The 22,717-nt window shown below is 59.0% G+C and carries 21 protein-coding genes, 5 tRNA genes and 1 rRNA gene; 9 read left to right on the plus strand and 18 right to left on the minus strand.

Annotated features, from left to right (window positions below; translation table 11 throughout):
• Positions 1 to 39 precede the first annotated feature (39 nt).
• From ACLI1Q_RS10020 to ramA, 3 genes are all read right to left on the minus strand, one after another.
• A 16S ribosomal RNA gene (locus tag ACLI1Q_RS10020) occupies positions 40 to 1,557 on the minus strand.
• A 611-nt stretch (positions 1,558 to 2,168) separates the two neighbouring features.
• A complete protein-coding gene (murA, locus tag ACLI1Q_RS10025) occupies positions 2,169 to 3,437 on the minus strand; it encodes a UDP-N-acetylglucosamine 1-carboxyvinyltransferase (protein WP_284849491.1) in 1,269 nt (422 codons plus the stop codon).
• Between the two features lie 21 nt (positions 3,438 to 3,458).
• On the minus strand, positions 3,459 to 4,298 hold the full coding sequence (gene ramA / locus ACLI1Q_RS10030; protein ID WP_005279642.1) for an acetate metabolism transcriptional regulator RamA: 840 nt from the start codon (positions 4,296 to 4,298) through the stop codon (positions 3,459 to 3,461).
• A gap of 265 nt (positions 4,299 to 4,563) precedes the next feature.
• On the opposite strand from ramA, the gene cysK reads away from it, so the two are divergent.
• Positions 4,564 to 5,499 carry a cysteine synthase A gene (gene cysK / locus ACLI1Q_RS10035; RefSeq protein WP_284849492.1) on the plus strand — a complete coding sequence of 312 codons (936 nt, stop codon included), beginning with the start codon at positions 4,564 to 4,566 and terminating at the stop codon, positions 5,497 to 5,499.
• Positions 5,500 to 5,582: 83 nt separating this feature from the next.
• Complete coding sequence (gene epsC / locus ACLI1Q_RS10040) at positions 5,583 to 6,146, plus strand: serine O-acetyltransferase EpsC (RefSeq protein WP_284849493.1); 564 nt, start codon at positions 5,583 to 5,585, stop codon at positions 6,144 to 6,146.
• Between the two features lie 49 nt (positions 6,147 to 6,195).
• On the opposite strand, the gene ACLI1Q_RS10045 is transcribed toward epsC, so the two are convergent.
• From ACLI1Q_RS10045 to ACLI1Q_RS10065, 5 genes are all read right to left on the minus strand, one after another.
• Positions 6,196 to 6,477 (minus strand): GNAT family N-acetyltransferase, encoded by a 282-nt coding sequence (locus ACLI1Q_RS10045; RefSeq protein WP_284849494.1) that lies wholly within the window; start codon positions 6,475 to 6,477, stop codon positions 6,196 to 6,198.
• A 56-nt stretch (positions 6,478 to 6,533) separates the two neighbouring features.
• Positions 6,534 to 6,606 (minus strand) — tRNA-Phe (locus ACLI1Q_RS10050).
• A 19-nt stretch (positions 6,607 to 6,625) separates the two neighbouring features.
• Positions 6,626 to 6,699: transfer RNA gene (locus tag ACLI1Q_RS10055), tRNA-Asp, on the minus strand.
• 192 nt (positions 6,700 to 6,891) lie between these two features.
• Positions 6,892 to 6,965: transfer RNA gene (locus ACLI1Q_RS10060), tRNA-Asp, on the minus strand.
• Positions 6,966 to 7,000: 35 nt separating this feature from the next.
• Positions 7,001 to 7,076: transfer RNA gene (locus tag ACLI1Q_RS10065), tRNA-Glu, on the minus strand.
• Positions 7,077 to 7,158: 82 nt separating this feature from the next.
• Between ACLI1Q_RS10065 and ACLI1Q_RS10070 the strand changes: the two genes are divergently transcribed.
• Complete coding sequence (locus ACLI1Q_RS10070; protein ID WP_284849495.1) at positions 7,159 to 7,491, plus strand: metal-sensitive transcriptional regulator; 333 nt, start codon at positions 7,159 to 7,161, stop codon at positions 7,489 to 7,491.
• Between the two features lie 31 nt (positions 7,492 to 7,522).
• On the opposite strand, the gene ACLI1Q_RS10075 is transcribed toward ACLI1Q_RS10070, so the two are convergent.
• Positions 7,523 to 7,595: transfer RNA gene (locus tag ACLI1Q_RS10075), tRNA-Lys, on the minus strand.
• A gap of 126 nt (positions 7,596 to 7,721) precedes the next feature.
• Positions 7,722 to 9,224, minus strand: coding sequence for an acetyl-CoA hydrolase/transferase family protein (locus tag ACLI1Q_RS10080; protein WP_284849496.1), 1,503 nt, complete (start codon positions 9,222 to 9,224; stop codon positions 7,722 to 7,724).
• Positions 9,225 to 9,416: 192 nt separating this feature from the next.
• On the opposite strand from ACLI1Q_RS10080, the gene dusB reads away from it, so the two are divergent.
• Together dusB and phoU are read left to right on the plus strand one after the other, a co-directional pair.
• A complete protein-coding gene (gene dusB, locus ACLI1Q_RS10085) occupies positions 9,417 to 10,562 on the plus strand; it encodes a tRNA dihydrouridine synthase DusB (RefSeq protein WP_284849497.1) in 1,146 nt (381 codons plus the stop codon).
• Between the two features lie 58 nt (positions 10,563 to 10,620).
• Positions 10,621 to 11,349: a phosphate signaling complex protein PhoU gene (gene phoU / locus ACLI1Q_RS10090; protein WP_284849498.1), complete on the plus strand. Its 729-nt coding sequence runs from the start codon at positions 10,621 to 10,623 to the stop codon at positions 11,347 to 11,349.
• Positions 11,350 to 11,455: 106 nt separating this feature from the next.
• On the opposite strand, the gene pstB is transcribed toward phoU, so the two are convergent.
• From pstB to mshD, 5 genes are all read right to left on the minus strand, one after another.
• Entirely contained in the window at positions 11,456 to 12,229 is a 774-nt protein-coding gene (gene pstB / locus ACLI1Q_RS10095) for a phosphate ABC transporter ATP-binding protein PstB (protein ID WP_005279626.1), read from the minus strand.
• A 51-nt stretch (positions 12,230 to 12,280) separates the two neighbouring features.
• Positions 12,281 to 13,195, minus strand: coding sequence for a phosphate ABC transporter permease PstA (gene pstA / locus ACLI1Q_RS10100; protein WP_005279624.1), 915 nt, complete (start codon positions 13,193 to 13,195; stop codon positions 12,281 to 12,283).
• Between the two features lie 12 nt (positions 13,196 to 13,207).
• The gene (gene pstC / locus ACLI1Q_RS10105; protein WP_023029516.1) at positions 13,208 to 14,260 is read right to left on the minus strand and encodes a phosphate ABC transporter permease subunit PstC; all 1,053 of its coding nucleotides are present in this window, start codon (positions 14,258 to 14,260) and stop codon (positions 13,208 to 13,210) included.
• Between the two features lie 133 nt (positions 14,261 to 14,393).
• Positions 14,394 to 15,500: a phosphate ABC transporter substrate-binding protein PstS gene (pstS, locus tag ACLI1Q_RS10110; RefSeq protein ID WP_023023815.1), complete on the minus strand. Its 1,107-nt coding sequence runs from the start codon at positions 15,498 to 15,500 to the stop codon at positions 14,394 to 14,396.
• Between the two features lie 226 nt (positions 15,501 to 15,726).
• Complete coding sequence (gene mshD / locus ACLI1Q_RS10115) at positions 15,727 to 16,629, minus strand: mycothiol synthase (RefSeq protein ID WP_239268323.1); 903 nt, start codon at positions 16,627 to 16,629, stop codon at positions 15,727 to 15,729.
• A gap of 33 nt (positions 16,630 to 16,662) precedes the next feature.
• Here mshD and ACLI1Q_RS10120 point away from each other — a divergent pair, with 33 nt between their 5' ends.
• Positions 16,663 to 17,487 carry a DUF2993 domain-containing protein gene (locus tag ACLI1Q_RS10120; RefSeq protein ID WP_023023819.1) on the plus strand — a complete coding sequence of 275 codons (825 nt, stop codon included), beginning with the start codon at positions 16,663 to 16,665 and terminating at the stop codon, positions 17,485 to 17,487.
• Here ACLI1Q_RS10120 and ACLI1Q_RS10125 read toward each other — a convergent pair.
• Entirely contained in the window at positions 17,484 to 18,509 is a 1,026-nt protein-coding gene (locus tag ACLI1Q_RS10125) for a diacylglycerol/lipid kinase family protein (protein ID WP_255716773.1), read from the minus strand. The genes ACLI1Q_RS10120 and ACLI1Q_RS10125 overlap by 4 nt on opposite strands.
• Before the next feature lie 65 nt (positions 18,510 to 18,574).
• Here ACLI1Q_RS10125 and ACLI1Q_RS10130 point away from each other — a divergent pair, with 65 nt between their 5' ends.
• Positions 18,575 to 19,270, plus strand: a complete 696-nt coding sequence (locus tag ACLI1Q_RS10130; protein ID WP_005279614.1) for an FABP family protein — start codon at positions 18,575 to 18,577, stop codon at positions 19,268 to 19,270.
• Positions 19,271 to 19,278: 8 nt separating this feature from the next.
• On the opposite strand, the gene ACLI1Q_RS10135 is transcribed toward ACLI1Q_RS10130, so the two are convergent.
• Positions 19,279 to 20,148 carry an aminodeoxychorismate lyase gene (locus tag ACLI1Q_RS10135; RefSeq protein WP_239268327.1) on the minus strand — a complete coding sequence of 290 codons (870 nt, stop codon included), beginning with the start codon at positions 20,146 to 20,148 and terminating at the stop codon, positions 19,279 to 19,281.
• A 30-nt stretch (positions 20,149 to 20,178) separates the two neighbouring features.
• Between ACLI1Q_RS10135 and ACLI1Q_RS10140 the strand changes: the two genes are divergently transcribed.
• A complete protein-coding gene (locus tag ACLI1Q_RS10140; protein WP_239268329.1) occupies positions 20,179 to 21,243 on the plus strand; it encodes a YgfZ/GcvT domain-containing protein in 1,065 nt (354 codons plus the stop codon).
• 141 nt (positions 21,244 to 21,384) lie between these two features.
• A complete protein-coding gene (locus tag ACLI1Q_RS10145) occupies positions 21,385 to 21,582 on the plus strand; it encodes a DUF3073 domain-containing protein (protein WP_023023830.1) in 198 nt (65 codons plus the stop codon).
• A 66-nt stretch (positions 21,583 to 21,648) separates the two neighbouring features.
• On the opposite strand, the gene purM is transcribed toward ACLI1Q_RS10145, so the two are convergent.
• On the minus strand, positions 21,649 to 22,701 hold the full coding sequence (gene purM / locus ACLI1Q_RS10150; protein ID WP_239268332.1) for a phosphoribosylformylglycinamidine cyclo-ligase: 1,053 nt from the start codon (positions 22,699 to 22,701) through the stop codon (positions 21,649 to 21,651).
• Positions 22,702 to 22,717: the final 16 nt, after the last annotated feature.

The raw sequence follows: 22,717 nt of genomic DNA on the forward strand, positions 1-22,717 counted from the left end.
GCCATTGGCTGCAACTGCAGCCTATTAAAAGCTCCTTAGAAAGGAGGTGATCCACCCGCACCTTCCGGTACGGGTACCTTGTTACGACTTCGTCCCAATCGCCGATCCCACCTTCGACGGCTCCCTAACACGTTTAGGCCACCGGCTTCGGGTGTTACCAACTTTCATGACGTGACGGGCGGTGTGTACAAGGCCCGGGAACGTATTCACCGCAGCATTGCTGATCTGCGATTACTAGCGACTCCGACTTCATGGGGTCGAGTTGCAGACCCCAATCCGAACTAAGACCGGCTTTCAGCGATTCGCTCCACCTCACAGTGTCGCAGCGCATTGTACCGACCATTGTAGCATGTGTGAAGCCCTGGACATAAGGGGCATGATGATTTGACGTCATCCCCACCTTCCTCCGAGTTAACCCCGGCAGTCTCTCATGAGTCCCCAACCAAATGCTGGCAACATAAGACAAGGGTTGCGCTCGTTGCGGGACTTAACCCAACATCTCACGACACGAGCTGACGACAACCATGCACCACCTGTACACCAACCACAAAGGGAAACTACATCTCTGCAGCGATCTGATGTATGTCAAGCCCAGGTAAGGTTCTTCGCGTTGCATCGAATTAATCCACATGCTCCGCCGCTTGTGCGGGCCCCCGTCAATTCCTTTGAGTTTTAGCCTTGCGGCCGTACTCCCCAGGCGGGGCGCTTAATGCGTTAGCTACGGCACGAAAGTCGTAGAAAGACCCTCACACCTAGCGCCCACCGTTTACGGCATGGACTACCAGGGTATCTAATCCTGTTCGCTACCCATGCTTTCGCTCCTCAGCGTCAGTAACTGCCCAGTAACCTGCCTTCGCCATCGGTGTTCCTCCTGATATCTGCGCATTTCACCGCTACACCAGGAATTCCAGTTACCCCTACAGTACTCAAGTTATGCCCGTATCGCCTGCACGCCCGGAGTTAAGCCCCAGAATTTCACAGACGACGCGACAAACCACCTACGAGCCCTTTACGCCCAGTAATTCCGGACAACGCTCGCACCCTACGTATTACCGCGGCTGCTGGCACGTAGTTAGCCGGTGCTTCTTATCTAGGTACCGTCACACAAAGCTTCGTCCCTAGCGAAAGGAGTTTACAACCCGAAGGCCTTCATCCCCCACGCGGCGTCGCTGCATCAGGCTTGCGCCCATTGTGCAATATTCCCCACTGCTGCCTCCCGTAGGAGTCTGGGCCGTATCTCAGTCCCAATGTGGCCGTACACCCTCTCAGGCCGGCTACCCGTCGCCGCCTTGGTAGGCCATTACCCCACCAACAAGCTGATAGGCCGCGAGCTCATCCTACACCGAAAAAACTTTCCACCACACACACTAAAGTGCGGTCCTATCCGGTATTAGACCCAGTTTCCCAAGCTTATCCCGAAGTGCAGGGCAGATCACCCACGTGTTACTCACCCGTTCGCCACTCGAGTACCCTGCAAGCAGGGCCTTTCCGTTCGACTTGCATGTGTTAAGCACGCCGCCAGCGTTCGTCCTGAGCCAGGATCAAACTCTCCACAAAAAGAAAAATTTCAGAACAACAAAATCCTGAAAAGGCCGTGAAAAGCCCAAACCTAACCAAAAGAACAAACCACCACAAACCAATAAAGGCTCATGCTGGCGTCCAAAAATTACTACAAGAAAAAATAAACTGCCTCCCCAACCCGACGGGGCACAAAAAAGGGAGACAAAAAGTTGAACACAATCACATGCCAACCAATCCATCAATGCAGCCGAAACACTAAACAGTATTCAAAAAGATGCGTATTCCAACACCTTACCGGCACACACCAACCAACAAACCTACTTTAAGCTTGCTGGCCAACAGACCAATCAACACACAACCATGCACACAAAAATAAAAAATAAGTACATTGGCACACTATTGAGTTCTCAAACAACATCCACACACCACAAGAAAATTAACCAAACGTTAACCTCTCATCGGCGGCTCGTACTAACCTACCCAACAACCTGAACCAAGTCAAATCCTCGAACCAAGTCAGTACAAAAAGTCACTCAAAAGTAACCAACCGGCTACCTCTCGGCGACTTCGATAAAGTTACACCCCACTCCAGAAAACACACAAATCCCCAGTACACACCGTGAAAATGCGTACTGGGGAGAGGTTAATTAGAAGATTTCTTCTTCCTGCGTCCTTTCGATGGTGGCTCCAAGCCGCGAAAGGTTCTCCACAAAGTGGGGATAGCCGCGGTCGATATGGAAGACATCGTGAACGGTCGTGGCTTCGTCGGCACACAGTGCAGAAAGAACCAGGCCAGCGCCGGCGCGGATATCGGAACTCCATACATGCGTAGAGGAAAGATGCTCCTTACCTCGCACCACCACGTGATGGCCATCAACTTGGGCATCGGCACCCAGGCGCAGCATCTCGTCAACGAAGCGGAACCGGGATTCAAAGACGTTCTCCGTGATCACGGTGGTTCCTTCGGCGATGGCGGAAATGCCGATGGCCATGGGTTGGAGGTCCGTCGGAAAGCCTGGGAAAGGCAACGTCTGGTAATCCACCGCGGTGGGGCGCTTTTCCATGCGCACGCGGAAGCCGTTTTCATAGGTTTCAATATCCGCACCGGCGGACTTCAGCTTTTCCAGCGGAAGGTGCAGGTGGCGCGGGGCAATGCCGCCGACGGTGATATCGCCTTGCGTCATGGCGGCGGCATAAGCCCAAGTGCCGGCCACGATGCGGTCACCGATGACCTCGTGCTCCGTGGGGTTAAGCCGGTCCACGCCGTGGATGGTGACCTCGGAGGTACCTGCGCCTTCGATATTGGCGCCCATGGATTTCATCATCTCGCACAGGTCCACAATCTCGGGCTCGCGGGCGGCATTGTGGAGGACGGTGGTGCCTTCGGCCAAGACGGCGGCGGTCAAGATGTTTTCGGTCGCGCCAACGGACGGAAAGTCCAAACGGATTGTGGAACCGCGAAGCTCGGAGGCCTCAGCAACCACAGCGCCGTGTTCAATGCGGGTGGTGGCGCCGAGTTTTTCTAGGCCGGTCTGGTGCATATCGAGCGGGCGCGAGCCAATCGCATCACCGCCGGGCAACGCAACCTTCGCATGCCCGCAGCGCGAGGTCAGTGGGCCTAGGACGCATACCGATGCCCTAAATTGGCGGACCGCATCAAAGTCCGCGTTCGATTGCGGCGTCGCGGGGGTGGTGATGCGGACGGTACTGCCATCAATTGTCACCTCACAGCCCAAGCCCTCGAGCACCTTCTTCATCAAAGGTACGTCCAGAATCTCTGGGCAATTGGTCAGCGTCGTCGTCCCCTCCGCCAGCAATGCGGCGGCCATGAGCTTAAGGACGCTGTTTTTGGCGCCATCTACTTTGACGGTGCCTGCAAGGCGGGCACCGCCGGAAACAATAAACTGATCTTTCACAGCTTTCTACGCTACCGGTTATCAGGGCAACGCGCCGATCCGGCGGGCGGCATTGACGGCTTCATAGCGAGTGTGCGCCCCCAACTTGCGCATTACAGAGCGCAGGTAGGATTTGACGGTTTCGGCGCCGATGCCCATTTCTTCCGCCGCTTCCACGTTGGTGTGGCCGAGTGCCACGCAAGAGAGGACGTCGAGTTCGCGGGCGGAAAGCTTGGTCGATTGCTTCACGCGCACGGGGGAGACCATCTGATCGCAGAGTGCCTCAAGTTCCTTGCGCAACTCCTCGTCCTCGACGCGGTTGGCCAGCATGCGCAGCTTGGAGTGGGTGGAACGAACCTGTTCCCATTCCGCACCGTTCATGGCATGGCCGCGGGAGGCGCCCCCCTTTCCACCATCGGCGCGGCGCATCGCGGAATTGACCGCGAGGTCTTGCTCCAGGGTCCGCGCCGTCATCGTAACTTCCTCGATGACCTTATCCCCCAAGCGCACTGGGGAGTGCACGCCAACGTAAAGCACTCCGCGGATTTCACGCTGCACGGTAACCGGTACCGCAACAATCGAGTGCAGGCCTTCGTCTTGGATTACGCTGTCGTTCTCGTGGGAAATGGTGGTGGCACGCGTGTAGTCCGAAACGCCCACCGCGCGGCGGGTGGTGATGACGCGCCCGCCGACGCCCACGCCGGCATCGATAAGCAGATTCTGCAGCGCCGGTGTACGCAGGCCCACCCACTGGGTAATTTGTAGGCGATTATCCGCCAATAATGTTGCGTACATCGTCACTGGGATTCCGGTGGCGGTTTTGAGAGACGACAGTGCCGCGCGTACGGATTCTTCATCATCTTTGAGGCGATGCGACTCCATGAGACTCTTTCCTCGTCGGGGGTAACCAAGTAGGTGCACCCGATATCCCCGAAAACTTGGGGACCAGCGGGTAACTACGTGGAATTATAGACAGCAAGTGGGGGTAATTCGAAATCGTCCCTTTGCCTCCGCGGCTGCGAATCCCACATTTCATGCCCGAATAGGTTGTCTGTAATAAATATACCACTCTGTCTACTTAAATAGTGTATCCTTACGCTTGTACCTGATTTGACCACGAATATGATTCCCAAAGGAGTCCTAATAAATGGCTATTTACAACAATGTCCTAGAGACCATCGGCGGTACCCCCCTCATCCGCATTAACCGCTTGGCAGAGGGCAAGGGTGCCACCGTGCTGGCCAAGGTGGAGTCCTTTAACCCTGGTAACTCCGTTAAGGACCGCATCGGTCTGGCCATCATCAAGGCCGCCGAGGAGTCCGGCGACCTGAAGCCAGGCGGCACCATCGTTGAGGCCACCTCCGGTAATACCGGTATTGCCTTGGCTCTGGCCGGCGCCACCTTGGGCTACGACGTTGTCCTCACCATGCCAGAGACCATGTCCAATGAGCGCAAGGTCCTGCTTCGCGCTTACGGTGCAGAAATCATCTTGACGCCGGGCGCTGCCGGTATGCAGGGTGCGGTTGATAAGGCCAACGAAATCGTCGCCGAGCGCGACAACGCCATCTTGGCTTCCCAGTTCGCTAACGAGGCCAACCCCAAGATCCACGAGGACACCACCGGCCCGGAGATCTGGGAAGACGCCGAGGGCAATGTCGATGCCTTCGTCGCAGGCGTCGGCACCGGCGGCACCGTCACCGGTGCAGGCCGCTACCTGAAGTCCAAGAACCCAGACGTCCACCTCGCTGCTGTTGAGCCGGCTGACTCCCCTGTGCTGTCTGAAGGCCAGGCTGGTCCGCACAAGATCCAGGGCCTGGGCGCCAACTTCGTACCGGACGTGCTCGACCGCGAGCAGCTGGATGAGGTTCTGACCGCCTCCCTCGAGGAGTCCATCAAGCTCTCCCGCGCCCTTGCTACCGAGGAGGGCCTGCTTGTTGGTATTTCCGCCGGTGCAAACCTCTCGGCCGCACTGAAGCTGGCTGAGCGCCCCGAGTTCGAGGGCAAGACCATCGTCGTTGTCCTGCCGGACTTTGGTGAGCGCTACGTTTCCACCGTTCTTTTCGAGGACATCCGCGAGGCATAATTAGCCCCCGCAGCCTAGTCCGTGAATAAAAGGCACCCGCCAATCTTGGCGGGTGCCTTTTTGTGATCAGTACTATAGTCCGCATGAGCATTATTAAATATATCCGCGAAGATTTAGCCAATGCCCGCGACCACGACCCGGCCGCCCGCGGCGACGTTGAGAACGCGATCGTCTATTCAGGCCTGCACGCCATCTGGTCGCACCGCGTATCTCACTGGCTGTGGAAGCGTAGCCTGCGGGGTCCTGCGCGCATCCTGGCCCAAATTAACCGCTTTTTTACCGGCATTGAGATCCACCCAGGCGCCACCATCGGGCGCCGCTTCTTTATCGACCACGGGATGGGCATTGTCATCGGCGAAACCGCGGAAATTGGCGATGGCGTCATGCTCTACCACGGCGTGACGCTGGGCGGTCAGGTGCTCACCCAGACCAAACGCCACCCCACGGTGGAAGATAACGTCACCATCGGCGCGGGCGCCAAGGTCTTAGGCCCCATCACCATCGGGGCCGGTTCCGCCATCGGGGCCAACGCCGTTGTGACGAAGGACGTACCGGCAGATCACATCGCGGTGGGCATCCCCGCCAAGAATCGGCCTTCAAATAGGCATGAGCGGGTCAAGCTCGTGGATCCGGACTATTACATCTAAATAGACTAAAAGCGGCCCACAGTCCTGTGTGGGCCGCTTTTTGCTGTGCTTAACCGCGCAGCAGATCTTGGTATTCGGGGTTCTTTTCCATAAAGTGCGCCACAGCAGAGCAGGTGGCGATGACCTTCATGCCGGACTCCCGGGTTTTATCCAGGGCAGCCTTAATCAGCGGTGAGGACAAGCCCTGTCCACGGAAGTCATCCCCGATGACCGTGTGGTTGAACTCGCGGGTATCACCGGAATCTACATACTCGCAGATCCCCGCTTCCACACCATCAACGGTAAGCACGAAACGGGACAGATCGGTCTGATGAGAAATTGCTTTTTCCATGTCCCCCATTAAACCAAAAATGGCCCCTCCTTGATAATAAGGAAGGACCATAGTTGTGGCCAGAGCCAGGATCGAACTGGCGACCCCACACTTTTCAGGCGTGTGCTCTACCGACTGAGCTATCTGGCCAGAAACCCGAAGGTTTCCGCGACCTTGACGGGACTTGAACCCGCGACCTCCGCCGTGACAGGGCGGCGCGCTAACCAACTGCGCCACAAGGCCATTTTCAGTTTTTGTGCCCCTTGGGCACGGGTAGTTACTTTACACAGGCGTCAGGAAACAACACAAATCAGCACTACAATGCCTATTTTTCCGCTGCGCTTGCCGATGCCCCGTTAGCGGTGTGGCACCTGCAAGCAACCGTCCAAAACCAAAAAAGAACAGTACCCGCCGAAGCGTGTACTGTTCAGAATGCGACCTTGACGGGACTTGAACCCGCGACCTCCGCCGTGACAGGGCGGCGCGCTAACCAACTGCGCCACAAGGCCAAACGAAAAATTATTTCGTACCAACACAAGGGTGTTGGTACCCCCAACGGGATTCGAACCCGTGCCGCTGCCGTGAAAGGGCAGTGTCCTAGGCCGCTAGACGATGGGGGCCAGTCGCTTCTTGGCGACTTCTAGAAATATACTGGAGACATCACCAAGAAACAAAATCGCTCCCCCAGAAGGAGTTTTAACCATGTCTGAGCAGCAGAAAACCTGTTCGTGCCACGAACCAGATGTACACGGATACAACGCCGATAGTAAGAGCAAAGCGCGTTATCTGGCGCGCTTAAAGCGCATCGAAGGCCAAACGCGCGGGATTCACCGGATGGTCGATGAGGACCAGTACTGCATCGATATCATCACCCAAATCTCCGCGGTGACATCAGCGCTAGAAAACGTCTCTCTGGCGCTCCTAGAAGACCACATAGAGCACTGCGTGGCCGGCGCGGCGGCCGAGGACGGCGAGGTGGCTAAGGAGAAGCTAGCGGAGGCTATGCACGCCATTAAGAAGCTCGTGAAAAACTAGAAAAGGAGCCGCCCGAAGGCGGCTCCTGATGTGGGCCCTGTGGGGATCGAACCCACGACCTGCGGATTAAAAGTCCGTAGCTCTACCAACTGAGCTAAAGGCCCAACGTCGCTCTATATTAGCGTGTTGACTTTTAGATCTCCTAATTAACCCCTCGCCTGAGAGTATCCACACAAAGCAGAAGGAGGGCTTCCCAGCTGGGAGGCCCTCCTTTGCCGTGGCGGTGGGGATTAACCGCGCATGTCACCCTTTTCCATGAAGTTAACCTGGAAATCGAAGGCAGTCTTCAAGTCGTGCGGGGTGTGCTGGAACTTGTTTTGCTTCGCACGCTCGTAGTACTCCTCCAACAGCGGACGGTAGTCTGGGTGAGCCACGGCGATGATCTTCTCTACGCGCTGCTTTGGAGCCAAGCCACGCAGGTCAGCCACACCGTATTCGGTGATGATGACCATGGTGTCGTGCTCGGTGTGGTCCGTGTGGGACACGAACGGAACCAGAGCGGAGATGGCACCATCCTTCGCGATGGACGGGGACACGAAGGTGGAGATGTACGCGTTACGGGTGAAGTCACCAGAGCCACCGGTGCCGTTCATGATGCGGGAACCGGACACGTTGGTGGAGTTGATATTGCCGTAGATATCTCCCTCGATCATGCCGTTGGAAGAAATCAGGCCGACGCGGCGGATGACCTCAGGGTGGTTGGAAATCTGCTGCGGGCGCAGGATGATGTGGTTGCGGTAGCGGTCTGCCTCCGCGTTCATCTTTTCTGCGTACTCCGGCGACAGCGCGAAGGAGGTTGCAGAGGCCACGGTCATCTTGCCGGCATCGATAAGGTCCAGCATGCCGTCCTGGATAACCTCGGTGTATGCCTGAATGTTTTCGAACTTGGAGTCCAAAAGGCCTGCCATCACGGCGTTCGGCACGTTACCCACACCGGACTGCATGATGAACTTGTCGTACTCGAGGCGGCCTGCAGCAACCTCGCCCTCCAAGAACTCGATGAAGTTAGCGGCGATCTTCTCAGAAGTCTCGTCTGGCTCGCGGAATGGAGCGTTGCGGTCTGCCGAGTTGGTCTTGACAACTGCAACGACCTTCTCCTCCGGGATCTCCATGTAGGTGGTACCGATACGGTCGCCAGGCTTGTTAATCGGGATGGGCTGGCGGTTAGGCAGCTTGTCGATGCGGTAGATGTCGTGCATGCCCTCAAGGTTCTCGGACTGCCACTCGTTGATCTCAATGATGATCTTGTCTGCAGCCTCGACGAATTCGAGGTTATTGCCCACTGCGGAGGACGGCACGATATTGCCTTCCTCGGTAATGCGTACGGCCTCGATAATGGCTACCTGGAAGTCACCGTAGAAGCCCTCTTCTACCTGCTGGCCCAAGTGGGACAGGTGAATATCTTGGTAAAGCGCGGTGCCGTCGTTGAACTGCTTACGCAGCAGCGGGTCAGAGTTGTATGGGGAGCGGAAGTTAATGGCCTCTGCCTCTGCCAAAACACCGTCACAGTCAGGGGCGGTAGAAGCACCGGAGAAGAGGTCGATCTTGAACTCTTCGCCCTTTTCGTGCAGCGCCTTCGCCTTATCTGCAATGGCGGTAGGCAAGCCCTTAGGGTAACCGGCACCGGTGAAGCCGGAGATTCCTACGCGGTCACCATTGTTGACGTACTTCGCAGCCTCCTCTGCAGAAACTACGAGCTTCTCAAACGGGGCGTATGCGATTCTATCGGACAACTGTCATCCTCCTTCATATACGAGTAGACCGCTGTTACGGCCAACCCAATTTAGTTACACAGACCACAGTAGCGAAAATTAACGTTTTCGCCACCATCATTTTGTGACGTTCACCCCAATAATGGGATTCCTCAGTAACCGCCACCTTCGTTTCAGTTGCTAAATTCTGCGGTTAACGAGCACAATTAGGGCGTGAATTTGCGCATTGGAAACTATGATCTCTCCTCCCCCGTCATCCTCGCCCCCATGGCGGGGGTAACCAACGTTGCCTTCCGCACGTTGTGCAGGGAACAGGAGCTGGCCCGCACCGGGACGGTGTCGGGCTTGTATGTCTGCGAGATGGTCACCGCGCGGGCCCTGGTGGAGCGCAACGAGAAAACCATGCACATGACCACCTTTGCCCCGAATGAAGATCCGCGTTCCCTGCAGATTTATACGGTGGATCCGGAATATACCTATAAAGCAGCCAAGATCATCGTGGATGAGAATTTGGCGGACCACATCGACATGAACTTTGGCTGCCCCGTTCCCAAGGTAACCAGGCGTGGCGGCGGCTCTGCCCTGCCCTATAAGCGCCGCCTCTTTGGCAATATCGTCTCCGCTGCAGTCAAGGCCACCGAGGGCACGAATATCCCCGTCACGGTGAAGATGCGCGTAGGCATCGATGACGAGCACCATACGCACCTCGATGCAGGGCGCATTGCCGTGGATTCCGGCGCCGCCGCCGTAACCCTGCACGGTCGCACGGCCGCACAGCGCTATTCCGGCGATGCCCGGTGGGATGAGATCGCCCGGCTCAAGGAACACCTCGCGGATACCGGTATTCCGGTACTGGGCAATGGCGATATTTTCCGCGCCGATGACGCCCGCCGCATGATGGAGGCCACCGGCTGCGATGGCGTGCAGGTGGGCCGAGGTTGCCTGGGCCGGCCGTGGCTTTTCGCAGAGCTGGGCGCTGCCCTGCGCGGCGAGTCTATCCCCGCCGAGCCCACCTTAGGCGAGGTCACCCAGGTAATCCTGCGCCATGCGGAGCTGCTCGCACAGCACGAGGGCGAGGATCACGCATCCAGGGACATCCGCAAGCACATTGGCTGGTACCTGCGCGGCTTCCCCGTCGGCGGGCAGGTGCGCGCCGGCCTAGCCAAGGTAGATTCCTTAGAGAGCCTGCGCGAATTGCTGGCCCCTTGGGCGGATTCTGATGCTTTGGCTGCCGATGCCGATGGTGCGCGCGGGCGCCAGGGCTCGCCCTCCAAGGTCGCGCTTCCCGATGGCTGGCTTGATGACCCCGAGGATGAATTCGTTCCGGTCGGCGCCGATATTTATAACTCCGGCGGCTAAAATCGCGCCGGTGTGACTCAGCAAGCATTTGCGCGGTTTCTGAGCTATCATTTTCTGCATGCGTACTGCCTACCGTGAGCATCTGGACAACTTCTCGCACGACCTCATTGTCATGTGCGATACCGTCCGCACCATCATGGATAAGGCCTCCCAGGCGCTGCTCGAACGCGCCTTGGAACCCGCGGAGGATGCGCTCAGCCTCACCGAGGAGCTCGATGACATCCGCTCACGCTGCTCCGAACGCGCGGTAAAGCTTTTGGCGCTGGAAAATCCCATGGCCCAGGATCTGCGCCAAGTGGTCTCTTCCATCTACATTGTCGAAGACCTCTTCCGCATGGGCCAGCTGGCCCAGCACATTGCCGATGCCGCGCGCCGCCGCCACCCAGATGCCGTCGTACCCGCTGAATACCTCGGGTTCATGGAGGAAATGTTTCGCCTGACCCAGGAAATGGGCTCGGTGGTACACGATATTTTGGTCACCCCAGATGCCGAGCTATCCGTTAACCTGCGTTCCGATGATGATGCGGTAGACGATATTAACCACCACCTGCTGCGCATTCTCACCCAGCGCGACTGGGAGGGAACGGTGCGCGAGGCCGTAGAGACGGCGCAGATTACCCGCTACTACGAGCGCTACGCGGATCACTGCGTCTCCGTGGCTGGCCGCATCATTTACTTTGCCACCGGCCTATTGCCGGAAGAGTTTGAAAAGAAGCTCCAAGAGGACCAAAAGGATGCCGAGTTCGAGGCCCGCATGAGCGAATTGGAACGCCAATTCCGCCGCTAGGACCATAGACCTAAAGCCGCTAGGACCATAGGCCTAAAACTGCCACAAGGGCGGTACCTCCCTGCGCTGGAGGTACCGCCCTTGTCGGACAATCAGAGGCTACGTATTAGCCGAAGCGACCGGAAATGTAGTCTTCGGTCTCCTTCTGGGAAGGGTTCTCAAAGATGCGGGTGGTTTCATCGAATTCCACCAGGTGGCCCGGCTTACCGGTAGCTTCCAAGGAGAAGAAGCCGGTCTTATCGGACACGCGGGCGGCCTGCTGCATGTTGTGGGTCACGATGACGATGGTGAAGTTTTCCTTCAGCTCGTGGATGAGGTCCTCCACAGCCAAGGTAGAAATTGGGTCCAGTGCGGAGCAGGGCTCGTCCATCAGCAGAACTTCCGGCTCCACGGCAATCGCGCGGGCGATGCACAGGCGCTGTTGCTGACCACCGGAGAGGCCGCCGCCCGGCTTATCCAGGCGGTCCTTGACCTCGTCCCAGAGGTTGGCGCCGCGCAGGGACTGTTCGGCGACTTCCTTGAGCTTCTTCTTATTCTTTTCGCCGGATAGCTTCAGGCCGGCAACCACGTTGTCTTCAATGGACATGGTGGGAAATGGGTTGGCCTTCTGGAAGACCATACCGATGGTATTGCGCACGGATACGGGGTCCACCTTGGGGCCGTAGATATTGGTGCCATCGAGCAGGATCTCGCCCTTGACGGATGCGCCAGGGATGACCTCGTGCATGCGGTTCAAGGTGCGTAGCACGGTGGACTTACCGCAGCCGGAGGGACCGATGAAGGCGGTCACGGCCTGCGCTGGGATCTGCATATTTACGTTCTGCACGGCGTGAAAATCGCCGTAGAAAATATCGACGTCATTGAGCTCGAGCTTAGACATTGTGGAGGTTTCTCCTCTTAAGGGGTGTAAAAGTGGCGGAATCGAGTGCGGCTATTTCTTGACCGAGAACTTCGCGGAAATTACGCGCGCCGCAATATTGAGGATGGCGATGAGGATAACCAGCGTCAGCGCTGCGCCCCACAGCTTATCCAGCACGGCAGGCTGCGCGCCGGCCTTGTACATATCAAGCATCATCAGCGGCAGCGAAGACTGCGAGCCCTTAAACGCGTCCCAGTTGATGACCGAGGAGGAACCAACCAAGACCAGCACTGGGGAGGATTCACCCATCACGCGGGCAATGGCCAGCATGATGCCGGTCACAATGCCGGACAGGGCGGTTGGCAGCACGATGCGTGCGATGGTTTTCCACTTGGGCACGCCGAGCGCATAGGAAGCCTCGCGCAAGTCCATGGGAACCACGCGCAGCATCTCTTCGGTATTGCGCACCACGATGGGAATCATCAACAGGACCAGGGACAGGGCGACGGCAAAGCCGGAGCGGCCAAAGCCAAAGAGCGTGATCCACATGGCGAAGATAAACAGCGCCGCGACGATGGAGGGCACACCGGACAGGATGTCCACCATGAAGGTGGTGGTGCGGCCCAGCCAGCCACCCTTGGAGTATTCCACCAGGTAGATGGCGGTAAAGATGCCGATCGGGATGGATAGGATGGATGCTAGGGCGGTCTGGACAAAGGTACCGACGATGGCGTGGGCGGCACCGCCACCTTCGGCGCTATTCATCACGCCGCGCTGGGACAGCGTCCACCAGTCAGCGGAGAAAATCACGCCGCTACCGCGCGAGATCAGCTCCCAGAGGACCCAGATCAAAGGGACCATCGCCAAGGCCATAGCGGCCCATACAACGACGGTGGCAATACTATTGGCCGCCTTGCGGGAACCGGAGATTTCCAGGAAGGTTGCCCCACCGGCGGAGGCGGGCTTGTTATTTGTCGTAGTAGTCATTGTTGTCCTTCCTTACTTGCTTTTCACGATGGCGCGGGCAATGGCGTTGACCACGAACGTCAGCAAGAACAGCATCAAACCGGCAGCGATATATGCACCGGCGCGCGTCTCGTTACCGAACTCGGCAGCTGCGAGGGCGATGGCCGTGGCGAAGGTAGTGCCGCCATCGAAAAGCGAGAAGCGGAAGTCCACCAGCGGCGAGACCACCATGTACAGCGCCATGGTTTCACCCAAAGCGCGGCCCAAGCCCAGCATGGAGCCGGCGACGTAGCCGGACATACCGAAGGGCAGGACGGTCATGCGGATGACTTCCCAGCGCGTAGCGCCCAGTGCCAGGGCGGACTCGATCTGGCCGGGAGGGGTTTGCACGAAGACCTCGCGGGCGGTGGCGGCGATAATTGGCAGGATCATCACGGCGAGCACGATGCCACCGGTAAAGAGGTTGCGGCCGGTAGCAAAGGCGGGCGAATTATCGTAATGGGTAAACAGGAAGAACCCGCCGGCCCAGGATTCCAGCCAGGTATAGAAGCTGGACAGGGCCGGGCCGAGGACCTGCCAACCCCACAGGCCGTAAACGATGGACGGCACGGCGGCCAGCATATCCACCAAGAAACCCAGCGGCTTAACCAAGCGTGCAGGGGCGTAGTTGGACAAGAAGATGGCAATCGCAAGCGCCACTGGCATGGCCAGGATCAGGGCGAAGACCGAGATGAGGACGGTGGTGCCGAACATGGTCGGGATACCGAACTTCATCGCGGAGGTATCGGTGGTCTCCCACCGCTCACCGTGGGTGAAAAAGCCCAGCAGGCCGTTCTCGTTCACGCTGAGTGCCGGGACGGCGCGCCAGATGAGGAAGGCGGCAATCGCCGCGATCATCACGGTAATCAGCGTGGCAGAGGCCGTGGAGAGGAATTCGAAAATGCGGTCACCGGGGCGCTTGACGGAGCTACCGGAGCTGGAGGTAGCCAAGTCATTCTCGTTATCGCCACGGGTATGAGGCTGTTCAACGCCAGAGACGGGGAGGGTCTCCGAGGTCGATGCCTTGGTGAGATTATTGTCTGCCATGAGACGTACTAATCCTTATTTAAAGTGGAACAAAGGGTCATGCGTTACATGCCTGCGCCCCCAAAGCGCGTCTCGAGGGCGGCAGTGGGGGCGGGCGGAACGTTATTTCGCGAGGTAAAGCGCGGTTTACGCCTTACTGTAGTGCGTCAACGGCGCTCTTCAGGCGGTCAAGGTGGTCACCCTTAACTGGGATGAAGCCCTGCTCTGCCAACTGGTCATCCTGGTGATCCAGAACGTCGTTGAAGAAGGTCTTGACCAGTTCAGCGGTCTCGTCATCGTAGCCAGCGGAGCAGACGATGTTGTAGGTGGTCAGGATGAGCGGGTATGCACCCTCAACATCGGAAGCGAAGAGAGCCTTGGAGTCAACGACCATGTCGTTCTCAGAAGCGGTGTCCTTGAACTCCAGGTTCTCCAATGCCTTGTTGACGGTGTCGTCATTCAGCTCAACCGGGCCGTTGCCAAAGTCGATCTTGGCCTTCTTGACGCCGTCAGCTTCCTTCTGGTCAGCGAAGCCGGCCTCAACGTAGGTGATGGCACCCTCGATGTTTGCTACTTGGTCAGCAACGCCGGAGGAACCGTTTGCGCCCTCACCTACAGCGTCAGGGAACTGCTTGCCTTCGCCGTCCCAGTTACCGGTGGAGGCGTTCAGGAACTTCTGGAAGTTATCGGAGGTACCGGACTCGTCAGAGCGGAAGATGACGTGGATGTCGGTGTCCGGCAGGTCTGCGCCCTCGTTATCAGCGGCGATGGCCTCGTCGTTCCACTTCTTGATCTCGCCCTTGAAGATCTTGGCAATGGTATCGGTGGAGAGGTTGATCTCTTGGTCACCCAGGTTATAAGCAATGGCAACCGGGCCGATGGTGGAAGGCAGGTGCCATGCGTCGTTGCCGTCGCAACGCTCCTTGGCGGCCTCAATCTGGCCGTCGTCTTCCTTCAACGGGGAGTCAGAACCAGCGAAGTCTGCCTGGCCGTTGATGAAAGCCTCAACACCCTTACCGGAACCGGAAGCGGTGTAGGACAGGTTTGCGTCTGGGTTGTCCTCTGCGAAGGCGGTGCCGAAGTAGGACATTGCGTTCTGCTGGGAGGATGCGCCCTCACCAACAAGCTCGCCAGCGACGCCGCTGCCGTCGGAGGAACCCGAGGAGTCAGAGGAGGTGTCCTCAGAACAAGCTACGAGAGCGGTAGAGGTAGCGACCACGAGGCCGAAGATAGCGGCAGAGCGCTTGAAGTTGCGAATCACGGGAAAACCCTTTCCGGTGCAGATCAGAGATTGATTGTCCGAGGAAACCGCATCCCCATAAAAAAGGGGAACCTACATCCCACGTCCGCTCTTCGGAAGCGGGGTGCAGGTGCGCAGGTGCGGCTTTCTCACAATCAGTAAAGCTAACCGGAGGAATTAACCAGCAGGGTGCCGTGAGGTAAACAATTAATGAACAAGCTAGAAAGTTGACATGACCTTAATCACACTAGCCCCAGACGACATGCTCTTCATCAACGGAAAAGCCTAGGCGCTTGTAGGCCTTCAGTGCCGGTTCATTGTCCGCTTCCACGTACAAAATAACCCGCTGAGCTCCCTTTTCTACCATGCGGCGCAGGCCAATCTGCAGCAATGGTCCGCCTAATTTTTGGCCGCGGTACGCCTCCGCAAGGCCCACCACGTAGACCTCGCCAAAACCGGGATCTTCCTCCTCGTGCCACTTGGTCCAGTGGAAACCGGCCAGGGTCGGGTGCCCCTGTTCTTTTTCGTCCCAGAAGAACAAAACGTCCTTAGGATCGAACCATTCGGCCTCCATGCCGCGGTGCAGGCGCTCTAAATCCCAGCCGCCTTGTTCTGGGTGCCAATTAAAGGCCTCATTATTCACGCGCAGCCACTCGTTTTCCACGGTGTCCTTGCCCCACTTGTCCACCGCTTCGCTGTAATTGGCGGCCTGCAGCGGAAGCTCGCCTACTTGGGCTGCACTATCCAGATCGCCGCCCTCGATGCCCATGACCACGAGGGTGCGGGTGACCTTCAGATCGCGGGAATTAGCCAGGGCCTGAGCCGGCTTGCCGTTGCCATGCGCCCAGGTCTCGAGGTTGGTGGTGGCGTTAGCGGTGGCATCGTAAAGCGCGGTGCCATAGCCCTTGCCGCGATAATCGGGGGCGATAAAAAGCTCCGCGGTGGAATCCTCGCAGCTGGATACGCCGATGGGCTCGCCGTCCAGCCAAGCCACCAAATGCTTGTGGTGCAGGCGCTCATCGCGCAGGCCGTTGAGGAATTGCTCCGACAGCGGGGCGATGCCGTCGGCTTTTTCTGCGTGCGCTGCTAGTTCTTCCAGGCTGCCCGCCAGCTCTGGGGAGGCGGGGAGGTTTTCTTCGGTGATATTCATGGTGTCCATAATACGTAGGCTAAATTTGAAGGCGTGAGTGTAGTCAAAGTCGACCGGCGCATTGTCCACGTCCTCATCCTGGTGGGCGTGGTCTTTGCCGCATGGGTGGCCGATGCCTGCGTGGCCATGCATTCTGAGCACAAGATTGCCCAGGAGGTAAAGGAGAACTCGCGGCTGGAAAACTCCCCCCAGGTGTATATCGGCGGCACCCCGTACCTGTTGGCGGCAGGCTCTAAAGAAATCCCCTACTTGCAGGTCAAGGCGCTCGACGTGGAGGTTCCCAAGCTGGGCATGGTCAATGCCTCGACCGTGCTGCGCGATATCACCGTTACCCCTGAGCAGGTAGTAAACGGCGATATTGAAGGCGCGCCCGTATCCACATATTCGCGCGGCATTTCCCTGGACGGCGTGGCGTTAGGGCGCCTTCTGGGCATTACCGATCTCTCCATTGCCAACCCGGATGATATTTCGCCCTCCGGCGGCGTTTCTGCCGAGGCAGAGCTTACCGGCACCCTGCCCGGCGATAAGGAAAAGTCCACCGCGATGGTCACGCTGCGGCTAGTGGGCCCGGAGTTTCGCATGGAGGTCTACGGCACCGATGATCCGCGCCTCAAGGAGGCGTTTTCCCTCAACTTCGATACGCGCGAGCTCCCGCTGCCGGCGCAGGCCACGATGGTAAGGCTGCAGGGCGGAACCCTTTACTTTGAGGTCCAGCGCCGCAATATCAAGGTCCAGATGGCTCAGCTATCCCCGCTGGAAATCGAGGGTTCGGAGCAACGGGCCGTTGAAGAGGCCGAAAAGAAGGCGGCCGATACCGCCAATAAGGTAGGTCCTGCCCCAGATGAGGACGAATCCTAACGAAGGCGAATAAAGTCCCGCAGCACTTCCTGCACGGAGCGCTGGGCCACCTGCCGCCTGTCTTGCGGCGCGTAGACCTCGATGGCATCGGCCACAGAGGTCAGCGTCACGTGGCGGAAGGTCCCCTCGGATTCGCCATCGGCCTGGAAGCGCTGCGGGGAGTGGCAATCGAGTTCGACGCGCTTGGCATCATCAAAGCCTAGGGTCTTCTCCTTCACCAGCCGCTTGAGCCAGCCGTGCTTATCGGCACCAAAGAGGTGCAGCAGGCCGATAACCCCACGCACGCCACTGAGCTTTTCCAGGCCGAAAAGCGCCAGCCCCTCATCAAAGGAATTGCGCGGGTTGGTCACCACCGGCAAGGGGCCCAAGAAAGTCCAGGGGTTGGTATTAGACGTAAACAAGAGTGGGAAATCCTTCTTATGAAGCGTCTGCCCCAAGCGGGATTCCGCGTGCACCGTGATCTGTGGCGGGTTGCGGCGAGCCCGCAACCAAGCCCGAATGGCCACGTTGAGGTAGCGCAGCGGGGTGGCGGAAAAGCCTTGTTCACGGGCGCGGTCCACGCGCGCGAGGACGTCCGCATCCATGCCAAAACCGGCGTTGACGGCAAACCAGCGTTCGTTCCAGGTGCCCAGGTAAATGGTGCGGCGCAGATCGCGCTCTAGCATGCGAGCCAGAACGTGGATGGCCTCAACCGGAGTATTGGGGAAGCCAAGGGCGCGGACGAAGACGTTCGCGGATCCGGTGGGAATGACGGCGAGCGCCGGCACATCGTGCGGGCTGGGGAGATCTCCACCGGCCGGCCCCAGCAGGCCGTTGACAATCTCATTGACGGTGCCATCGCCGCCCACAGCAATGATGACATCATAATCATCCCTGGTAAGCCCCCGGACGATGTCTTCTGCATGCCCTGGGTAATGGGTGAATTTCACCAATAGGTGCATGCCTTCTACGGCCCGCAGGGCGGGCACGATTTGGCGAAAGAGCCCGTTGGATTGCGAGGTCGAATTGGGATTGGAAATCATCAGTGCATGCACAAAGGACCAGTCTAGTAGTTAAAGCGGCCCCGGCACGACTAGGCTGGACGCCCATGAGCGAAAATACCGAGAACACCAATACCCCGAACGTCGAGACCGCCGCCGCGTCCCACCCGGAAAACACCTCCGGCGCGCTCAATGGCAATGACGCGGTCAACCAGGCCGCCGAGCAATGGAAGGATGCGGCCAGCCACAATATCCCCGCCATCGAGCTTGGCGATGCCCCCGTTCCCGCCGATACCGCCAACCTGCGCCAGGGCCCGTCGCTACACGATGGATTGCTAGGACTCCTCCCCCTCGTCGGCGTCTGGCAGGGCGAGGGCCAGGCCCACGACACCGATGGCAGCGAATACACCTTTGGCCAGCAGCTGGTCGTCGCCCACGACGGCGAGAATTACCTGACCTTTAGCTCGCGCACCTGGAAGATCGATACCGAGGGCAAGCCGCAGGGCCCGTCTACCCGCGAGACCGGTTTCTGGCGCATCTCCGCCAAGGATGAAATCGAGGTCACCTACACCTCTTCAACCGGCATCGTGGAAATCTTCTACGGCGAGCCCTTCAACGAGCGCGCTTGGCAGCTCGAATCCGCCTCCACCATGGTCACCGAGACCGGCCCGAAGAACCTGGGCCCCGGCAAGCGCATGTACGGACTCATGCCCAATAACAACCTGGGCTGGGTAGACGAGCGCATGGTCGATGGCGAAATGCGCCCCTACATGTCCGCCGAGCTCACCCGCATCGCCGGCTAAAAAGCTGGCTAGGCCCCTAGCGCGGCATCGATAAGCCCCCGGATTTCTTCCTCGTTATCCGGGGCTTTTAACGTTTTTTCATTCAGCTTGGTCACCCGCACCGCCACGCGCACGGAAGAGACCAGCCACACCGAATCGGACTTTTCCAAGTACTCCACCGTCAGCGGCTTGGCCTTGCAGCGGTAGCCGCGATCCTGGGCGTAATCAAAGAGCGCGGCCTGCGTGGTGCCGGGCAAAATGCCGCGGCCGGCGGCGGTGCGCAGCTTCTTTCCCCGCACCGCCACGACGGTAGAGGTAGCGCCCTCTAAGATTTCGCCGGTATCTGGATCCGTGAGGATGAGATCGTCGTAGCCCTTGTCCTTGGCCATGCGCAGCATCGCCATCGTCGCGGCGTAGTTGAGTGTCTTGGCCGGTAGCTCTTCGGCCACGTGCCACAAGCGCGGGCTCGTCAGGACGGTGACGCCGGTGGTGCGTTGGCGAAGAGGGGCATCGCCAAGCGGCTGCACCGTCACCCACGCGGTGGGCACGCCGGTCGAAGCCCGGCCGCGGGTATAGGTCCAGGTGCATTTGGCATCGGGATGATCGGCATCGGTACCGCAATAATCCGCGATCGCCAGCCGGGTCGCCTCCTCCCACTTGTGCATCGGCGGTTCCGGCAAATCGAGCGCCCGCGCCGAATCGCGAAAGCGCTGCGCGTGGCGGGCGAGGTTAGCTGCCTTACCGCCGCGGACCAGGAGCGATTCAAAGATGCCATCGCCGCGGGTCACGGCGGCGTCATCGGCATAAACCAGCGGCAGGGAGGGCGAATGCTTGCGCACCGACCCACCAAAGGGTTCCACGACGTAGATGACCGGCTCTTTTCGCGGGGAGGGTTTCATAGACTCGATTATGCCCTACCATCGGTAGATGTGAGTTATTCTTCGCCACTTCTTCAACGCGCCGGTGCCGCCGAGCACCAGGACGCGACTGTACTCGATGCCCAAGGTGTGGCCTGGCACTATGGCAACCCCCTCGGGGAACAGCGTGCGGCCGAGACCGGGACCATCGCCATCGACCGCTCGCAGCGCCGCGTGCTGCGCGTCAGCGGTGCGGATGCACCGGGTTTTCTTAATAATCTGCTCTCGCAGAAGCTTGACGATGCCCCCTCCGGCTTCTCCGCCGGCGCCCTCGACCTAGATATCCAGGGCCACATTTTGCACCACATGGATATCACCCGCGCGGGCGAGGACCTTTACCTCGATCTGCCCGCCGCGCAGTTCGAATCCGCCCAGGACTTTTTGACCAAGATGGTCTTTTGGTCTGAGGTCACGGTCGAGGAAGCCGATATCGCCATCGTGACGTTGCTGGGTGAAGCCGATATTCCTACCCCACCCACCGTGGTCTTTTCCCGCGAGGTGCAGTGGCCGGGAATCAAGCGGGTTGACCTCGCCGTTCCGCGCGAAAAGTTGGTGGAATCCATGGCTGCCCTGGAGGCCGAGGGCGCGCGGCTGGCCGGGCTCATGGCCTTTACCGCCGAGCGCGTGCGCGCCCGCGAGCCGGAACTTGCCGCCGACTTGGACAATAAATCCATCCCGCACGAGGTTCCGCAGTGGATTAGCCGCAGCGATGCCAATCCCGCCCACGTGCACCTGAATAAGGGCTGCTACCGCGGCCAAGAAACCGTGGCGCGCGTGGAGAACCTGGGCCGTTCTCCCCGCCTCTTGGTGCTCCTCCACCTCGACGGATCCGCGCCGGAACGGCCGAATGTGGGCGATGACATTTCATTTAATGGACGTAAGGTAGGTCGCATCGGCACCATCGTGGATGACTGCGATTTCGGCCCCATTGCCTTAGGGCTAGTCAAGCGTTCTGCGCTAGATGCAGGCACATTGGATATCGGCGATACCGCGGCGTCGATCGATGCGTCCTCCATCCCCGAAGATGAGGGCCCAAAGGCCGGGCGCGAGGCGGTAAACCGGCTGCGCGGGCGGTAGATTTTCCACTCATCGGGGGGCCGGTGCGGAATTTTTTCGTCACACGCGCTATTGTGTCTTACAGGAAGATACACAATTGACAAGCCGATGGGGCGCCCAAGAATCCCTGGAGCGCCCTACTAGCCCAAGGGGGTCATGCACATGGGACGCGGACGCGCTAAGGCAAAGCAGACCAAAGTTGCACGCCAGCTCAAGTACAACTCACCCGAGATGGATATCGAGTCCCTTCAGCGGGAACTCGCTGCTCAGCAGGAGGGTGACTCCCACGACTACGAAGAGGATGATCCCTACGCCGAGTATGTCGACGAATGGGATGAGGACAACGACGACGAGCGCTAATCTTCCGCTCGCCGGATAAATCCACAAAAGGCCTTAGGTTTTTAACCTAAGGCCTTCCTCTTGTACCTAGAAGTTTGAGTGTTCGCCCTGCATGATAACGCGCGGTTCTTCGCCGTCTGCTTCGCGGACGCTGCCCAGCTCCCACGCGTCGATGTGGCGGGCGGTGAGCATGGCCAAGGCGCGGTCACGGTCCTCCGGATTGACCACGGCAATCATGCCCACGCCCATGTTGAAGGTCTTTTCCATCTCCGCCAGCTCGACCTTGCCCATGGACGAGATGAGCTTAAAGATCTGGCCCGGATTCCACGTGGAGCGGTTGACCTCAGCGCTCAGGCCCTCTGGAATAACGCGCTCCAGATTGCCGGCCAACCCGCCGCCGGTGACGTGGCAGAAGGTGGATACGGAGCATTCCTGCGCCAGCGCCAGGCATTCCTTGGCGTAGATGCGAGTGGGTTCCAAAAGCTCCTCCCCTAGCGGGCGGCCGAGCTCTTCCACGTACCCGTCTAGCGGCATGCCCGCCTGCTCCAGCAAGACGTGGCGCGCGAGCGAGTAGCCATTGGAGTGCAGCCCAGACGAGCCCATGGCGATGAGTACATCGCCCTCGCGCACGTTGTCTGGGCCCAACACGCCATCGGCCTCAACCACGCCGACGGCGGTAGCGGAGACGTCGTATTCGTTCTCCCCCATCATGCCTGGGTGTTCGGCGGTCTCGCCGCCGAGCAGCGCAGCGCCTGCCTGCACGCAGCCCTCGGCAATGCCCTTAACTACCTCGGCTACCTTTTCCGGCACGACCTTGCCCACGGCGATGTAGTCCTGCAGGAATAGTGGCTCGGCGCCGCAGACGACTAGGTCATCGACGCACATGGCCACCAGATCGATGCCGATGGTGTCGTGCTTATCCATGGCCTGCGCAACGGCGAGCTTGGTGCCCACGCCATCGGAGCCAGCGGCGAGGATGGGTTCCTTGTAATCGCCCAGCTTGAAGAGCCCCGCAAAGCCGCCGAGGCCGCCCATGACCTCCGGGCGGGTGACGCGCTTGGCGTGTGGGGCAAATAGGCTTACCGCGCGGTCGCCTTCTTCGATATTGACGCCGGCTGCGGCGTAGGTGTTGTCACTCATGTTTTTGAAAGTTCCT

The sequence above is a fragment of the Corynebacterium limaceinasi genome, from assembly GCF_046717465.1.
Classification (GTDB): domain Bacteria; phylum Actinomycetota; class Actinomycetes; order Mycobacteriales; family Mycobacteriaceae; genus Corynebacterium.

Excerpts from the sequence above, each read along its gene's own strand:
- ramA (WP_005279642.1), bottom strand. The coding sequence starts at position 4,298 with ATGGAGTCGCATCGCCTCAAAGATGATGAAGAATCCGTACGCGCGGCA.
- cysK (WP_284849492.1), top strand. The coding sequence starts at position 4,564 with ATGGCTATTTACAACAATGTCCTAGAGACCATCGGCGGTACCCCCCTC.
- epsC (WP_284849493.1), top strand. The coding sequence starts at position 5,583 with ATGAGCATTATTAAATATATCCGCGAAGATTTAGCCAATGCCCGCGAC.
- ACLI1Q_RS10045 (WP_284849494.1), bottom strand. The coding sequence starts at position 6,477 with ATGGAAAAAGCAATTTCTCATCAGACCGATCTGTCCCGTTTCGTGCTT.
- ACLI1Q_RS10070 (WP_284849495.1), top strand. The coding sequence starts at position 7,159 with ATGTCTGAGCAGCAGAAAACCTGTTCGTGCCACGAACCAGATGTACAC.
- phoU (WP_284849498.1), top strand. The coding sequence starts at position 10,621 with ATGCGTACTGCCTACCGTGAGCATCTGGACAACTTCTCGCACGACCTC.
- pstB (WP_005279626.1), bottom strand. The coding sequence starts at position 12,229 with ATGTCTAAGCTCGAGCTCAATGACGTCGATATTTTCTACGGCGATTTT.
- pstA (WP_005279624.1), bottom strand. The coding sequence starts at position 13,195 with ATGACTACTACGACAAATAACAAGCCCGCCTCCGCCGGTGGGGCAACC.
- pstC (WP_023029516.1), bottom strand. The coding sequence starts at position 14,260 with ATGGCAGACAATAATCTCACCAAGGCATCGACCTCGGAGACCCTCCCC.
- mshD (WP_239268323.1), bottom strand. The coding sequence starts at position 16,629 with ATGAATATCACCGAAGAAAACCTCCCCGCCTCCCCAGAGCTGGCGGGC.
- ACLI1Q_RS10125 (WP_255716773.1), bottom strand. The coding sequence starts at position 18,509 with ATGATTTCCAATCCCAATTCGACCTCGCAATCCAACGGGCTCTTTCGC.
- ACLI1Q_RS10130 (WP_005279614.1), top strand. The coding sequence starts at position 18,575 with ATGAGCGAAAATACCGAGAACACCAATACCCCGAACGTCGAGACCGCC.
- ACLI1Q_RS10135 (WP_239268327.1), bottom strand. The coding sequence starts at position 20,148 with ATGAAACCCTCCCCGCGAAAAGAGCCGGTCATCTACGTCGTGGAACCC.
- ACLI1Q_RS10145 (WP_023023830.1), top strand. The coding sequence starts at position 21,385 with ATGGGACGCGGACGCGCTAAGGCAAAGCAGACCAAAGTTGCACGCCAG.
- purM (WP_239268332.1), bottom strand. The coding sequence starts at position 22,701 with ATGAGTGACAACACCTACGCCGCAGCCGGCGTCAATATCGAAGAAGGC.